12 protein-coding genes and 1 pseudogene are annotated in these 14571 nt (G+C 74.4%); 8 read left to right on the top strand and 5 right to left on the bottom strand.

Annotated features, from left to right (window positions below; translation table 11 throughout):
* Together GA0115242_RS30120 and GA0115242_RS30115 are read right to left on the bottom strand one after the other, a co-directional pair.
* A partial coding sequence (locus tag GA0115242_RS30120) for an SMP-30/gluconolactonase/LRE family protein (RefSeq protein ID WP_093834047.1) occupies positions 1 to 766 on the bottom strand: 766 nt, incomplete at its 3' end.
* On the bottom strand, positions 763 to 1536 hold the full coding sequence (locus tag GA0115242_RS30115) for an IclR family transcriptional regulator (RefSeq protein ID WP_093834045.1): 774 nt from the start codon (positions 1534 to 1536) through the stop codon (positions 763 to 765). The genes GA0115242_RS30120 and GA0115242_RS30115, both read right to left, overlap by 4 nt.
* Before the next feature lie 258 nt (positions 1537 to 1794).
* On the opposite strand from GA0115242_RS30115, the gene GA0115242_RS30110 reads away from it, so the two are divergent.
* The 3 genes and pseudogenes from GA0115242_RS30110 to GA0115242_RS30100 all read left to right on the top strand — a co-directional run bounded on the left by GA0115242_RS30110 (position 1795) and on the right by GA0115242_RS30100 (position 5492).
* Positions 1795 to 3855 carry a TerD family protein gene (locus GA0115242_RS30110; RefSeq protein ID WP_176729938.1) on the top strand — a complete coding sequence of 687 codons (2061 nt, stop codon included), beginning with the start codon at positions 1795 to 1797 and terminating at the stop codon, positions 3853 to 3855.
* Between the two features lie 93 nt (positions 3856 to 3948).
* Positions 3949 to 4803: a hypothetical protein gene (locus tag GA0115242_RS30105; RefSeq protein ID WP_093834041.1), complete on the top strand. Its 855-nt coding sequence runs from the start codon at positions 3949 to 3951 to the stop codon at positions 4801 to 4803.
* Between the two features lie 57 nt (positions 4804 to 4860).
* Positions 4861 to 5492 (top strand): annotated as a pseudogene (locus GA0115242_RS30100) (hypothetical protein).
* Here GA0115242_RS30100 and GA0115242_RS30095 read toward each other — a convergent pair.
* Positions 5458 to 6333 (bottom strand): ATP-grasp domain-containing protein, encoded by an 876-nt coding sequence (locus GA0115242_RS30095; protein ID WP_093834039.1) that lies wholly within the window; start codon positions 6331 to 6333, stop codon positions 5458 to 5460. The pseudogene GA0115242_RS30100 and the gene GA0115242_RS30095 overlap by 35 nt on opposite strands.
* Before the next feature lie 145 nt (positions 6334 to 6478).
* On the opposite strand from GA0115242_RS30095, the gene GA0115242_RS30090 reads away from it, so the two are divergent.
* From GA0115242_RS30090 to GA0115242_RS30075, 4 genes are all read left to right on the top strand, one after another.
* Entirely contained in the window at positions 6479 to 7519 is a 1041-nt protein-coding gene (locus GA0115242_RS30090) for a MerR family transcriptional regulator (protein ID WP_093834037.1), read from the top strand.
* A 40-nt stretch (positions 7520 to 7559) separates the two neighbouring features.
* On the top strand, positions 7560 to 9041 hold the full coding sequence (locus GA0115242_RS30085) for an acyl-CoA synthetase (RefSeq protein ID WP_093834035.1): 1482 nt from the start codon (positions 7560 to 7562) through the stop codon (positions 9039 to 9041).
* A gap of 506 nt (positions 9042 to 9547) precedes the next feature.
* The gene (locus tag GA0115242_RS30080; RefSeq protein WP_093834033.1) at positions 9548 to 10585 is read left to right on the top strand and encodes a rod shape-determining protein; all 1038 of its coding nucleotides are present in this window, start codon (positions 9548 to 9550) and stop codon (positions 10583 to 10585) included.
* 11 nt (positions 10586 to 10596) lie between these two features.
* The gene (locus tag GA0115242_RS30075) at positions 10597 to 12024 is read left to right on the top strand and encodes a sensor histidine kinase (protein WP_093834032.1); all 1428 of its coding nucleotides are present in this window, start codon (positions 10597 to 10599) and stop codon (positions 12022 to 12024) included.
* A 290-nt stretch (positions 12025 to 12314) separates the two neighbouring features.
* Here the strand turns inward: GA0115242_RS30075 and GA0115242_RS30070 are convergent, their stop codons facing one another.
* A complete protein-coding gene (locus GA0115242_RS30070; RefSeq protein ID WP_161353368.1) occupies positions 12315 to 12794 on the bottom strand; it encodes a GNAT family N-acetyltransferase in 480 nt (159 codons plus the stop codon).
* A 288-nt stretch (positions 12795 to 13082) separates the two neighbouring features.
* On the opposite strand from GA0115242_RS30070, the gene GA0115242_RS30065 reads away from it, so the two are divergent.
* The gene (locus GA0115242_RS30065; RefSeq protein WP_093834028.1) at positions 13083 to 13553 is read left to right on the top strand and encodes a hypothetical protein; all 471 of its coding nucleotides are present in this window, start codon (positions 13083 to 13085) and stop codon (positions 13551 to 13553) included.
* A gap of 49 nt (positions 13554 to 13602) precedes the next feature.
* Here the strand turns inward: GA0115242_RS30065 and GA0115242_RS30060 are convergent.
* Positions 13603 to 14571 (bottom strand): hydrogenase expression protein HypA (locus GA0115242_RS30060; RefSeq protein WP_107461517.1); only part of this gene is annotated, 969 nt, incomplete at its 5' end.

Here is a 14571-nt window from a genome sequence, read left to right as displayed (position 1 = left end):
CGAGGCCGGTGGCGGCGGTCGTGACGTACAGGTCGGTCAGGTCGGCGCCGCCGAAGGCGCAGGCCGTGGGGCGCGGCACCGGGAGGTCGACGACCCGGTCGAGGTCGCCCGCCGGGGTGTAGCGGCGGACGGCCGCGCCGTCCCACAGCGCGACCCAGACGCAGCCGTCGGCGTCGACGGTGAGCCCGTCCGGGTACCCGGCGCCCTCCTCGACGACGGCGAGGGTGCGGCGCCCGGAGATCCGCCCGTCCCGGTGGTCGAAGACGTCGACGCGCCGGGTGGGCGTGTCCACGTAGTACATGAGCCGCCCGTCGGGGCTCCACCCGGTGCCGTTGCTGATGGTGACGTCGTCGAGGACGGTCAGCGCCGTGCCGTCGCCGGTGACCCGAGAGAGGCAACCGCCGCCCGCCGCCTCGTCGTAGCGCATCGTCCCGGCCCAGAGCGCGCCGTCGGGGGCGACGGCGGCGTCGTTGCCGCGGCGGCCGGGCACGGGCTCGTGGCGCAGCCAGCGGAAGGTCCCGTCCGGGTCGAGGAGCGCGACGCCGTCGCGGAGGTTGAGCACCAGACCGCCCCCGGCCCGCGGTGCGACGGCGCCGACGTGCTGTTCGGTGACGCGGACCGTGCGCCGCCCCGAGCCCGGCTCGTAGGTGTGCACGCGGGAGCCGAGGATGTCGACCCACAGCAGCCGTCCGGTGGCCGGGTCCCAGGTCGGCCCCTCGCCGAGGGCGGCCGCGGCCCTGACGGCGATCTCGTACCGGGCGCTCACGCGACGGTCCGGTGGCCGAGGCGCTCCGACAGCTCGACGGCGCCCTTGGCGGCGAGCTGCTCCAGCTCGACCCGGCGCTCGTCGCTCCAGCGGATCATCGGCACGGAGATGGAGAGCGCGGCGACGACCTGCCCGGTGCGGTCGCGCACCGGAGCGGCGACGCAGCTGACGTCCGGGTTGGACTCGCGGCTCTCGACGGCGATGCCGCGCTCCCGGATCTCGGCGAGGGCCTCGCGCAGCCGGGCCGGGTCGGTGATGCTGTTCGGGGTCATCGCGGCGAGCCCGGCGCCGTCCGGCAGGCGCGCGCCCAGCTCGGCCCCGGAGAGGGAGGCGAGCAGCATCTTCCCGACGGAGGTGCAGTGGGCGGGCAGCCGCCGTCCGGCCGCCGACACCATGCGCACGGCGTGGGTGGAGTCCACCTTGGCGATGTAGATGACGTCGGTGCCCTCCAGGATCGCCACGTGCACGGTCTCGTCGCAGGTCTCGGCGACGGACCGGGCGACCTGCTGGCCCTCGGCGGCGAGGTCGAGCTGTTCGGCGTACCGGCTGCCGAGCTGGTAGGGCCGCACACCGAGCCGGTAGCGGCCCGGCTGGCCGGGGACCTGCACGATGTACGACCGCGCGGCGAGCGTGGTGACCAGCTCGTGCACGGTGGTGCGCGGCAGTTGGAGCCTGCGCACGATGTCGGGGGCGGAGAGCGTCCCGTCCCCGTCGAGAAACAGCTCGAGGATGTCGAGAGCCCGGGTGACGGCGGGTACGAGGCGGCCCACGACGACCCCTCCCTTTAGGTCCGAGGCGCGCACGGCGGCGCCTGCGTTCGATATTTCAACAACCGATCGGCATGACGAACACAGGCTAGTCATACTGCGTTTGACCGGGCAATGGTTCTGCGGACTCCACCTCACCGGCGACCCACCCGGTACTACTGTCCCTCATGTGCGACACGTCACATGATGTCGCACGGTGGGCGACCTGGGCAGGAGGGGCCGGGCGTTCCGGAGATGTGATGGGGGGCTTCTGTGCACGAGATGACCAAAGGCGCGAACGTATCGCTGACGGCGCTGAGCGAGGACGTCGGCTCGGTGGTCGTCGGCCTGGGGTGGGCCAGTCCGAGCGGTGAGGGCGACGCGGACGTGTCCGTCCTGCTGCTCGGCGCCGACGGGAAGGTGCGCGACGACACCGACTTCTACTTCTACAACCACCCGGTGGCCGACGACGGCAGCGTACGGCTGCTCGGCAAGACGCCCACCGAGGACGGCAACGAGGACCGGATCAGCTTCGACCTGACCGCCGTCCCGGCCGGGGTGGAACGGATCGTGGTGGCCGCGAGCCGCTACGAGGGCGCCCGCTTAGGGGAGTTGGAGGACCTGGGGGTGACGCTCGCCGACGCGTCGGGCGACCGCCTCCTGCGGTACTCCGTCGCCGACGCGGGCGAGGTGAGCGCGATCATCTTCGGCGAGCTGTACCGGCGCGGGCCCGAGTGGAAGTTCCGGGCCGTCGGCCAGGGCTACGAGAACGGGCTGGCGGGCCTGGCGACGGACTTCGGCGTCGACGTCGACGACGACAACGACAACGACGCGGAGGACGCGGCCGGGCCGAGGCCCCCGGAGGGCACGGACGGCGGCCCGGCCGGGTCGGCGTCGGAGCAGATCGACGCTCCGGGCCCGACCCCGGCCGCGCCGCGGGCCGCGCTGGAGGCCGTTCCCGCGCCCCGCGGCCCGGGGGACGAGTCCGTCGGGGCGCCGAGGCGGCCGGCCGCGCGTCCCCGCACCGCGAAGAAGAAGGTCACTCTGCCCAAGGTGGCCAGGAAGTCCCTGGCGGAGAACGAGTCCTGGCACGAGGCGCGGCTGTTCCCCGTCCCGGTGCTCAGGAGCGACCGGGACCGGGAGACGCGCGCCACGTCCGTCCTGCTGTCGGTGATGGCGCAGATCCCGGAGTTCGGCCGCCGGCTCGTCGCCGCGTTCGGGGCGCCCGCGGGCCGTATGGAGACGTTCACCGAGGTCTCCCTTCCGCACGGGGACTCGCCCAGACGCCCGGACGGGGTGATCCGGGTGGAGCGGGCGGGCAAGCTGTGGACGGCGCTGGTGGAGACCAAGACCAACGGCAGCGCGCTGCGCGCCGAGCAGGTGCAGGCGTACATGGACATCGCCGCCCGCCGCGGTTACGAGGCGGTGATCACCCTCTCCAACGACGTGGCCCTGGAGGGCAGTCCGCTCGTCGCGGTGAAGACGGACGGGCGGCGCAAGCACAAGGTGGGCCTGTGGCACCTCTCCTGGGCCGAGGTCGCGCACCAGGCGCAGTTGCTGCTGCGGCACGAGGGGGTCGGCAACGGGGCGCACGCCTGGCTGCTCCAGGAGCTGCTGCTCTACCTCCAGCACGAGAACTCCGGCTGCCACGGCTTCCAGAACATGGGCGCGGCCTGGGTGCCGGTGCGCAACGGCATCGACGACGAGACCCTCTGCCAGGGTGACCCGCGGGCGCTGGAGGTGGTGGAGAGCTGGGAGCGGCTGATCCGTCAGGTGTGCCTGCGGCTCGGCGGCGAACTCGGGCAGAAGGTGCTCCCGGCCCAGCGCGCCCGGCGCGGTTCCGACCCGGGCGCCCGCCGGGCCCTGCTCGCCGACCGGCTCTGCGCCGACGGCAGGCTCGGGGCGGAGCTGCGGATCGAGTCCACGCCCGGTCTGCTCACCGTCGTCGCGGACCTGCGGACGGGCCGGGTGCGGACCTCCCTCGACATCCCGGCGCCCGAGCAGGGCTATCCGCTGTCGTCGGTCAAACGCCTGGTCAGGCGGCTGGCCGAGGCACCGGCGGACCTGCATGTGGAGACGCTGGTCGAGGGCGCGACCAACGGTCCGCGGGGCACCCTGGAACGGCTCCGGCCGGAACCGGGCGACCTGCTCCCCAAGGACGCGGCGACCATCACCGGCTTCCGTCTGTCGCTCCTCAAGGGCATGGGCAGCGGTCGCGGCAACGCGGAGTCCGGCTTCATCCGCAGCGTCGACGACGCCGTCCACCGCTTCTGCACGACGGTGCTCGTCCACCTGGACAGCCCGGCGCCCCGGCGGGCGGCGCCCAGGGAGCGGGCGGTCTGAGGTCCCGGCGTGCCGCGGGCCACCGGGCGGCAACCCTTTCCCGCCCGGTGGTCACCTCACGGTGAATCCCGTTCCCCACACAGGGAGTTCGCCATGAGACGTCCACGTGTCGTCGTCCGGGTGCTGACCGTTCTCGTCGCGCTCGTCGCCTTCGCGGGCGGTGCCGGCGGTGCCTCGCCCGCCCGTGCCGCCGACGGCTGGAATCCGCCCGCCGCGCTGGTGCAGCCGCTCGACGAGGTCTGGAACCACGTCCAGTCGACCTACCCCGACCTGTACGGCTTCCGCAACTACGGGTGGGACCAGGTCGTCGCCAACCGGGGCAGCATCAACTACTGCGTGCGCTGGGAGTCGGACGCCCCGGTCGATGCCGCCCTGCGCGAGCGGGTGCACGCCGCGCTGAAGAGGCAGTTCGCCCGGTGGACGGCGGCGATGGTGGTCGACGGCAAGGGGCACAACGCCTGGCCCTACACCACCGTGCCGGTCGACATCGTCGGCTGGGCCGTCAAGGACCGCTCCACGCTCCGGTGGAGCGACAGCTCCGTCGACGTCTACGCCGGGAACCTGGACAGCGGCGGCGCCCCGCAGTGCGCGCCCGACTGCGGCCGCTTCTTCCACCAGAACGGCGACTACGCGCGCTGTCCCGGAGGCGCCGCCCGCCACTACGACCAGTCGCTCTGGCTGACCAAGGGCTTCCAGGGCGGGGCGGGCGGCGACTGGGGGCAGCGGGTCGGGCAGGAGTACTTCACCGGCGCCCTCGACCAGGAGAACATCCACATCTATCTGCACGAGGTCGGCCACACCTTCGGCCTGGACGACTTCTACGACTGGACGCCGACCGGCCAGTGCTGCTTCCTGATGAACGCGGGCAGCGCCACCCGGATCACCGAGTTCGACACCTGGATGCTGCGCGACTTCTGGCGCCACCTCAAGAGCAGATACGGCTACTGACGCCGGGCCGGTGAGCGGCGGCGGGCGGGACGGCGGCACGGCGGCGACCATGGGGGCATGCCTTCCGACTCCGCCCCCGGCGCCGGGCGCCGCCCCTCCGCGCCGTTCACCCCGCTCGACTTCCAGCTGGTGCTGCTGCGCCGGATGGCCGACCACAACCCGGACCTGGTGGAGGACGCCCGGCGCGCGCTGGGCGTCTCCCTGGCCGGGATGCGGGAGGCCAACCGGCGCTGGCAGGCGATGGTGCGCTCGCCGCGCTCACGGGCCGCCGTCTCCCGTTACCGTTCCGTCCTGGGCGGTCCCGAGGCGACGTCGGCCCGGCGGATCGGCGACCTGGAGTGCGAGGCGCTGTACTGGCCGCTGCCGCTCTGGCCCGACCTGCGCTTCGAGGTGCTGCTCGCGCCGAACGGCGCGGTCTGGAACGAGTGGCTGGTGCGCGCCCCCGGCGCCCCGGCCCCGCCCTGCGCACCCTGGCCGACCTCACCCCCTGGTCCTGCACGGTCGACGAGGCCGCCCGCGCCTTCGCCCCGGCCCGCCCCCTGGAGGGCTCGGCGCCGACCCGCTGGGGCCTCGCCCTCACCGCCCCGGACGCGGACGGCCGCCCGCGCGCGGTGGTCGCCGAGTTCACCTGGGGGCTGCTCCAGCGGACGGCGGTCACCGGCGGGCGGCCGCCAGGATCGCGTCCCTGACCGCGTCCACCGAGCCCGGGTGCAGGAACAGGAAGAGGTTCGGCTCGACCAGTTCGAGCTCCATCACCCGCACCTCCCCCGGCTCGGTCCCGTCCACCAGGTCCACCCGCGCGTACAGCAGCTCGGGAGCCCCGGGCACGGCGGCCAACGCGGCCTCGGCGACGGCGAGTTCGGCCGGGGTCGGGGTCCACGCCGCGAGGCCGGGGTGCGGCACCTTCGCGGCGTCGAAGGCGGTGCCGGGGGCGAGGACGGCGCCCTTGCGGCTGGCGTGCAGCAGCCGCCCGCCGAAGAACTGGAGGGCCCGCTCGCCGCCCGCCTCGATGCCCCGCATGTACGGCTGGACCATCGCCGTCAGCCCCTCGGCGTGCATCCGCGCCAGGTGCCCTCGCGCGGTCTCCCGGTCCGCGGGCGTGTACCGGGCCGCGTAACGGGCGCCCGCGCCGGAGGACGGCTTGACGACGTACTCGTGCTCCTCGGGCAGGTCGGCCGGGTCGCCGGGGGCGAGGAAGCGGGTCGGCACGACGGGCACCCCGGCCGCCGCGAGGTCGCCGAGGTAGCGCTTGTCGGTGCTCCAGCGGACCACGGCGGGCGGGTTGGCGAGCCGGGTGACCTGCCCGCACCGCTCGGCCCAGGCCGTGAACTCCGCGGCCCGCCAGCTGTAGTCCCAGGTGGAACGTATGACGACGAGGTCGTAGGCCGACCAGTCGGCCGCCGGGTCGTCCCAGCTCACGGCCTCCGCGTCGGCCCCCGCCCCACGCAGCGCGTCGACCAGCACGGGCAGGTCCCGGTCCAGGTGGGGCTCGGGCCGGGGATCGTAGGTGGCGAGGGCGACTCGGGACACGGCGGGCTCCGTCTCTGCTGGGGGCCGCCTGCGGCGGCGGTGCGGGCAGGCTAACGGGACGGACCTCGGCCGGTGCAAGCCGTTTGACCTTCCCCTTCGGTGAGGCCGCAGCATCGGGGACGGGAACGAGGGAGGCGGACCGGGGATGGACATGCTCACGATCGGCGCGTTCGCGAGGGCGTGCCGCCTGTCGCCGAAGGCGCTGCGGCTGTACGACGAGCTGGAACTGCTGCGGCCCGCCCGGGTCGACCCGCACACCGGCTACCGCTACTACGCGGCCGGCCAGTTGGAGCGGGCCCGGCTGGTGGCGTGGCTGCGCAGGCTGGGCATGCCGCTGGCCCGGATCCGCGAGGTGTGCGCCCTGGCTCCGCGCGAGGCCGCCGAGGAGGTCCGCGCCTACTGGGCGCGGGTGGAGTCGGAGACCGCGCTCCGCCGTGACCTCGCCGCCCACCTCGTGACCCATCTGTCGTCGCATCCGTCGAGGAAGGACACCACCGTGCTCGAACTGCGCTACCGCGCCCACTCCGACCGGGGCCTGGTACGGCCCGCCAACCAGGACACCGCCTATGCCGGGACCCGGCTGCTCGCGGTCGCCGACGGCCACGGCCCCACCGGCGGCCCGGCGAGCGGCGCGGCGGTGGAGGCGCTGCGCTTCCTGGACACCGCGCAGGCGCCCGCGGGGGACGTCCTCGACCTGCTCCAGGACGCGGCGCGGGCCGCCGCGGAGGCGGTGCTCGGCATCTCGGGCGGTGAGGCGAGCGGCACCACGCTCACCGCGCTGCTGTGGACGGGCTCCGCGCTGGCCCTGGTCCACGTCGGGGACAGCCGGGCGTATCTGCTGCGCGACGGCGGCCTGTTCCGCGTCACCCACGACCACTCGGTGGTGCAGTCGCTGATCGACGAGGGGCGGCTGACGCCGGAGGAGGCCGCGTCGCACCCGCGCCGGGCGCTGCTGGTGAAGGACCTCACCACCGGCGCCCCTGACCTGCGGCTGCACGAGGCGCGGCGCGGCGACCGCTATCTGCTCTGCTCGGACGGCCTGCACGGGGTGGTCCCCGACCACCGCCTGCGCGAGCTGCTCACGGCGGGCGCGGACCCGGACGCGGCGGTGTCGGCGCTGGTGGCGGCCGCGCACGCGGCGGGCGGTCCCGACAACGTCAGTTGCGTGGTGGCGGACGTGGTGTAGGAACGGGGGTGATGTCCCCGAGCCGCGAGGAGCGCGCCGCGTGTCCACCCCCCTCTTCCCCGCCCTGGAGAGCCCGAGCGGGCAGGTCGCCCTGACGTTCGGCGACCGCCGTCTGACCTACGCCGAACTCGCCCGCGCCGCCGACACGTTGGCGGCCGGGATCGCGGACGCGGGCCGGGTCGCCGTCTGGGCGGCGCCGACGCTGGAGACGGCCGTCGCCGTGGTGGCGGCGCTGCGGGCGGGGGTGGCCGCGGTGCCGCTCAACCCGAGGTCGGGCGCGAAGGAGCTTGAGCACATCCTGACGGACAGCGCGCCGTCGCTGGTGCTGGCCGCACCCGGCGACGAACTGCCGTCGGCGCTGGGCGACTTGGTGCGGGTCGACGTGGAGGTCCGCCCGGCCGCCGCCGTCCCGGGCCCGGCCGCCGAGCCCGGTCCCGGGGACCCGGCGCTGATCGTCTACACCTCGGGGACGACCGGCCCGCCCAAGGGCGCCGTGCTGCCGCGCCGGGCGATCGCCACCACCCTGGACGCGCTGGCCGACGCCTGGCGGTGGACCGGCGGCGACGTCCTGGTGCACGGGCTGCCCCTGTTCCATGTGCACGGTCTGGTGCTGGGCGTGCTGGGCCCGCTGCGGCGCGGCGGCGCGCTGCGGCACCTGGGGAAGTTCTCCACCGAGGGCGTGGCGCGGGAGCTGGAGACGGGCGCCACCATGCTGTTCGGGGTGCCCACGATGTACCACCGCGTCGCCCAGGTCCTGGACGGGGAACCGGAGTTGGCGAAGGCGCTGGGCCGGGCCAGGCTGCTGGTGTCGGGTTCGGCCGCGCTGCCGGTGCACGACCACGAGCGGATCACGGCGGCCACCGGACGCCGGGTCGTGGAGCGGTACGGCATGACAGAGACGCTGATGAACACCAGCGTCCGCGCGGACGGCGAACCCCGCGCCGGGACGGTCGGCGTACCGCTGCCCGGCGTCGAACTGCGGCTGGTCGAGGAGGACGGTTCGCCGATCGACGGCTGGGACGGCGAGAGCGTGGGCGAGATCCAGGTGCGCGGCCCGCACCTGTTCAGCGGCTACCTCAACCGGCCGGACGCCACCGAGGCCGCGTTCACCGCGGACGGCTGGTTCCGCACCGGGGACATGGCGGTGCGGGAGGCCGACGGGTACGTCCGGATCGTCGGCCGGAAGGCCACCGACCTGATCAAGAGCGGGGGTTACAAGATCGGGGCGGGCGAGATCGAGAACGCGCTCCTCGAACATCCGGGGGTGCGGGAGGCGGCCGTCACCGGGGAGCCGGACGCCGACCTGGGCGAGCGGATCGTCGCCTGGGTGGTCGCGGAGGACCCCGGATCGCCGCCGTCGGAGCGGGAGTTGGCCGACCACGTGGCGGGGCGGCTGGCTCCGCACAAGCGCCCCCGGGTGGTCCGCCACCTGGCGGCGCTGCCCCGCAACGACATGGGGAAGGTCATGAAGCGCGCGCTGCCCGAACCGAACAGGGGAACAGATGCTCCCCAGAACAGGTGATCGTCGCTCTTGAGATCGTCTCCGGGGTCCGGGGCGGCCCATACTGACAGTGCGCGATCAACGGGATGCATACCGTGATCGGTGCGAGTCCCCCGTACACAGCACAGCTAGGAGACGTACCACCATGAACCTTCTCACCGACATCGTCGCCGGCCTGGCCCACTTCATCGGGTGGCTGGTGTAGCACCGAGGGTGTCGCCAGGAAGTGCCGAGGCGCCGTCTCCCCGTCCCAGGGAGGCGGCGCCGCCGCGTGTCCGGGGGCCGGGCCGCCCCCGCCACCCCGTGCGCTCCCCCCTCCCGTCCCGACCCCCGCACCGCCCCCGCACCCTGATCCGGCGTCACTTATTTCACCCATACACAGGTGCTGTCCGACAAACCACCCGTTCGGCCGCACCCCACCCGGCCCCCCACAACAGGCGGACCCCTCCCGCCCGCCCGCACGATGCCTAGGAGAGGCCCGCCGCCCGGCGGCCCCCCACGGTCTGTGTTATCGGGAGGACCCGCCCATGACCGCCAGTCTGGAGCAGCTGCGCCGCTGCCACTTCGCCGTCGACCTGGGGGCGGCCCGGACCCGCGTCTACGTGAAGGGCGCCGGGCTCGTCGTCGACCAGCCGTCGGCCGCCGCGGTGAACACCCGCACCGGCGCGCTCATCGCGGTCGGGGAGTTCGCCGAGCAGATGACCGGCCGCACCCCGCACTACATCCGCGTCGTGCGCCCGGTCTCCGGCGGGACGGTCGTCGACATCGAGATGGCCCAGCGGATGCTGCGCCACCTGATCGGCGACAAGATCCGCCGCAACCTGCGCCGCAAGCCCCGGCTGCGGGCCGCCGCCTGCACCCCGCACGACGCCGACCCGCTGGCCCAGCGCGCCGCGATCGAGACGCTGGTCGGGCTCGGCGCCCGCCGGGTGGAGCTGGTGGACACCCTGATCGCCGCCGCCGTCGGCTGCGGACTGCCCGTGGAGCGGCCCGAGGCGACCATGATCATGGTGTGCGGCGCCGCCACCACCCAGGTCGCGGTGCTCTCCCTCGGCTCGATCGTCACCGCCGAGCGCCTCCCGGTCGGCGGCGAGGCCGTCGACCACGCGATCATCCAGCACCTCAGGCACGAGCACGAGCTGGTGCTGCCCACCCAGTCCGTGCGCCCGCTCCAGCTCGCGCTGTCCGGCAACGGCCTCACCCAGCAGGGCCCCACCTCCACCGAGATCCACGGCCGCGACGTGGCCACCGGCCTGGCCCGCTCCGTGCAGGTCGACACCGCGGCCGTCCGGGACGCCATCGAGACCCCGATGACCGCCGTCCTCGACGGCATCGGACGGGTGCTGCGCAACTGCCCGCCCGACCTGGTCGCCGACCTCGTCGACCGCGGGATCATGATGGTCGGCGGCAGCGCCCGCCTCCCCGGCCTCGACCAGATGCTGCGCCGCGCCACCGGCATGCCGGTGCACATCGCCGAGCAGCCGGACATCTGCGCCGTCCAGGGGCTCGGTTCGATGCTGGAGGGCCGGATCGAGCCGATGGTCCTCGACCCGCTGTCCGCCTGAGCCCCCGGGGGATGGCCGACCGGCTGCCGCCCCTGCTCGAAGCGGTCCTGGGCGTCGGCGTCGAGCTGGACCTGCGCGCCACGCTCCAGCACATCGTGGACAGCGCGGCCGCCCTGACCGGCGCCCGGTACGCGGCCCTCACCCTGACCGACCCCGGGCGCGACGGCCTGACCGGCATCCGCGCCCGGGGCACGGCTCCGCCGGGCGGCGCCACCGCGCTCGACGTGCCGATCACCGCCGGGGACGAGGACTTCGGGCGGCTGCGGCTGGCCGGGCGGGAGGACGGCGGCCGGTTCGGCGCCGAGGACGAGCAGGTGCTGCGGGTCCTCGCCGCCCAGGCGGGCATCGCCGTCGGCAACGCCCGCCTCTACGAGACGGCCCGGCAGCGGGAGCGGTGGATCGAGGGCGCGGCGGCCGTCACCAACGCGCTGCTGACCGGCGAGCGGGCCGCCGACGCCCTGATGACGGTCGCGGAGCGGGCCAGGGTCCTGGCCGCCGCCTCCGCCGGGGTGATCCTCCAGCCGACCGCCGAGGGCGGCATGGAGATCGTGACCGCCTCCACCCGCGACGACCCGGGCGACATCGTCGGCGCGACGATCCTCCCCGGCAGCCCGGTCCTCGTCCAACTCCTGGGCGGTGAACCGGTGTTCATCGACGACTCGGCGTCCGACCCGCGGATGACCACCCATGTCCGCCACCGGTTCGGGCCCAGCATGATGCTGCCGTTGCAGGCGGAGGGCCGCCTCATCGGCACCCTCGCGCTCCCCCGCCGCCGCGGCGGGCGCCCGTACACCCCGCTGGAACGGCTGCTGGCCGTCCAGTTCGCCTCGCAGGCCGCGCTCGCCCTGGTGCTTGCCGACGCGCGGCACGGCCGGGAACGGCTGGCGGTGTTCGAGGACCGTGATCGAATCGCCCGCGATCTGCACGACCTGGTGGTGCAGCGGCTGTTCGCCACCGGGATGATGCTGGAGTCCACCGAGCGCAGGGCACCGGCCGGGGAGCCCGAGCGGGTGCGGGCGGCGCTCGGGAGGGCGGTCGACGAGCTCCAGTCGACGATCCAGGAGGTCCGCACGGCGATCTTCGCCCTCCAGCAGCCGCCCGCCGAGACCCCCGGCTCGCTCCGCGGCCGGGTGCTGCGGGAGACGGCGGGCGCGGCGGCGCGGCTGGGTTTCGCGCCGTCCGTGCACTTCACCGGCGCGGTCGACCACCGGGTCACCGACCCGGCGGCCGGCCTGCTCGTGACGGCGCTGCGCGGTGCCCTGGCCGCGGCGACCGGGCACCCGGGGGTCTCCCGGGTCGAGGTCACGGTCGACGCGACGGCGGTCCTGCCGGACGGCCGGGACGCGGTGCGCCTGACCGTCCACGACGACGGGACGCCCCCGGACACCGACCGGGGCGGCGGCAGCGGGACGACGGTGGTGTGGCGGACGCCGCTGTGACCGCGGTCAGTACGGCAGCAGCCGCCCCGACGGGGTCCTGCGGTCGATGCCGGAGTCCCGCGGGTCACGGGAGACGACGGGACGACGGGTGACACGGACGCGGGTCTGGCGGTTCATGGCGCCCTCCTCGGGTCTCGGGCCGGCCGAGCCGGTGCAACCCGGTCGGCCGGCATGAACCACGCGAGGTCCACGCCCCGCCCAGCGACATCGTGCCCACGGTGGCTCCCGCCATGCGTCGACAGCAGGAACCTGCACACCTGTTCCCTTCCGTCGACCGGCCCGGCCGCCGCTCAGGTGAGGTCGTAGGTGAACTGCGACTCCCCGTCGCCCAGCGCGCGGTGATGGGCGCCGAGGCTGCGCATCAGCCGCTGCATCCGGGTGTTGGTGACGCAGACCCAGGCGAACACGGTGTGCAGCCCCTCGGCCCTGCACCGCTCCAGGGTCTGTCGGGCGAGCCCGGTCCCCACGCCCCGGGACTGCCAGGCGTCCTCCACGAGAAAGGCGATCTCGGCCTGTCCGGCCTTGTCGAGATAGAGGATATTGGCCATGGCGACAATATGATCGTCATTGTGGGCGACGACCATGGTGCCGCGCTCCGGCTCGGCCAGAGTGCGCCAATGGGTGCGGGAGAATTCCGGCACGCTCGTCCAGTAGCGCCGAACACGGCTCTCGGCACTGCATCTCCCGTGCATGGCCCGGACCGCCTCGAAGTCCTGGACGCCGGCGGCACGCGTTCTGAGGCCCGCAACGGGGAAAGAGTCGTATCTCACGACAGGGAAAGATATCGACGCGGACGCGAATTCACCGTGACCGGCGAACCGTTTCCCCGAAGAGCCGGGAGAAACGGAGATCCGCCCGCCGCGCCCGCCCCCGGCCGCCGCGCGGCCACCGGCACCCCGCCCGCCCGGGTCGGGAGATCACCGTTCTGCGGACTGACGTCCCGTCAACCCAGAGCCGCGCCAGACACTTTCGCGTCCTCGGCGGGGCTTGCGCACCGCGGATGACGGGCGGACGGTTACCGTCGTCGCCCGCACCCGCCCGAGACCGAGGAGAGACCCATGGGACCGTGGGGACGTCGCTGCGCCGCCGTGGCGCTGGCCGCGCTGACCGCGCTGGGCCCGGCGGACGGCGCGCTCGCCCGGGACACCGTCAGGAGCTGCGGCCCGAGCGACAGTTGCGCCCGGCTTGAGCCGGTCCACCTCACCGCGGGCCGGGCGACCCTCGACCTCCCCGGGTTCACCCTGCGCCACCTCAGCGCCCGCGCCGGCGACCCGGCGACCCGGCGGCCGGTGCGCGGGCTCCCGCTGCGGTTCACCACCGCCGACGGCCGCCTCCTGGGCGAGGCGCGCACCGGCCGGGACGGCGTCGCCGCCACCGACGCGACCGGGCCCGGGGTCGTGCGGACGCTGCTCTCCGGCTACCGCGCGGTCCTGGTGGGCGACGGCGCGCACGTCCCGGCCGAGGCCCGCGGCACCGTCGTGCTCGGCACCCGGACAAGGGACAGGGGTGCTCCGGAGGCCGCTCGGTGACGAGCGGTCAGGCACCCCTGTCGACCGGCGGGCCGTGCGGCCCGCCGGGTCACACCGTCAGCTTGACGGCTTCGAACCAGTTCGTGTTGTCGGTGGTCCCGCCGAAGAGGTATTCGGGGCGGGCGTTCTTGCAGTACTGCGGACCCCAGCCACCGTTGTGCATCTTCGCGGAGTGGCAGACCGAACCGCTGCCGACGTTCATGGCGAATCCCGTCATGAACGGCGCACCCGGCTTCGAACTGCCGATGTAGACGTTCTTTCCGTCCGCCATCACGGCCGTCCAGTTCGGCTGCCACTTGGCATTGCCGTCGGTCGAGTCCGGATTGTGCAGGAGCGCGTTGGCGGAGGAACCGCCGGCGTTCCACACCGCGATGTTCAGGGCCGTGATCCGCTTGCCCTGTCCGGTGGTTCCGGCCATCGTCCCGTCGCACACCGGCGTCTGCCAGCCGCTTCCGCCGACGAAGGCCCGGTAGCAGATGTGCCGCCCGTCCGGGTCGTTCCTGGCGAGCCGGTTGACCGCGGTGGCCGCCGTGTTCAGCGGCGCCCTGGCCGTCACCGTCGCCGTGGGCCTGCTCTTCGGCTCACTCGGCGACGGCGAGGCCGACTCCTTGTGGACCACCGCGGCGGGCGCCTGCTTCTCCGGCGCCTTCGTCTCCTTCTTCTCACTGGGGGTGGGAGAAGGAGAGGGTGACTCGCTGGTGTAGGCGCCGGGCGGGATCGCCAGTTGCGCGTGGTCGTCCATGACCGTGCCGGCCACGTTCTCCGTCCGCTCCCGCGGCGGCTCGCGGTCGTCGCGCCCGGCGACCAGGATCGGCACCGAGATCAGGATCGCGCCGACGATCGCCGCCGCGGCCAGCATCGGCTTCTTGGGCCGACCGCCGGGCGGTTCGTCGCCCGCCTGGGCCCGCGCGCCCGCGCCACCGCCACCCGCCGCGACAGCGGCGACAACGGTGTCGGCGGAGGCGCCGACGGTACCGACGGCGGCCGGGCCGCGGGTGCCGCGGCGGGGGCGGCGGAG

Origin of the sequence: Streptomyces sp. SolWspMP-5a-2, assembly GCF_900091845.1 — a bacterium.
Lineage (GTDB): Bacteria > Actinomycetota > Actinomycetes > Streptomycetales > Streptomycetaceae > Streptomyces > Streptomyces doudnae.
This window is presented reverse-complemented; position numbering and strand designations above follow the sequence as displayed.

Excerpts from the sequence above, each read along its gene's own strand:
- GA0115242_RS30090 (WP_093834037.1), top strand. The coding sequence starts at position 6,479 with ATGGACATGCTCACGATCGGCGCGTTCGCGAGGGCGTGCCGCCTGTCG.
- GA0115242_RS30110 (WP_176729938.1), top strand. The coding sequence starts at position 1,795 with ATGACCAAAGGCGCGAACGTATCGCTGACGGCGCTGAGCGAGGACGTC.
- GA0115242_RS30080 (WP_093834033.1), top strand. The coding sequence starts at position 9,548 with ATGACCGCCAGTCTGGAGCAGCTGCGCCGCTGCCACTTCGCCGTCGAC.
- GA0115242_RS30075 (WP_093834032.1), top strand. The coding sequence starts at position 10,597 with ATGGCCGACCGGCTGCCGCCCCTGCTCGAAGCGGTCCTGGGCGTCGGC.
- GA0115242_RS30065 (WP_093834028.1), top strand. The coding sequence starts at position 13,083 with ATGGGACCGTGGGGACGTCGCTGCGCCGCCGTGGCGCTGGCCGCGCTG.
- GA0115242_RS30105 (WP_093834041.1), top strand. The coding sequence starts at position 3,949 with ATGAGACGTCCACGTGTCGTCGTCCGGGTGCTGACCGTTCTCGTCGCG.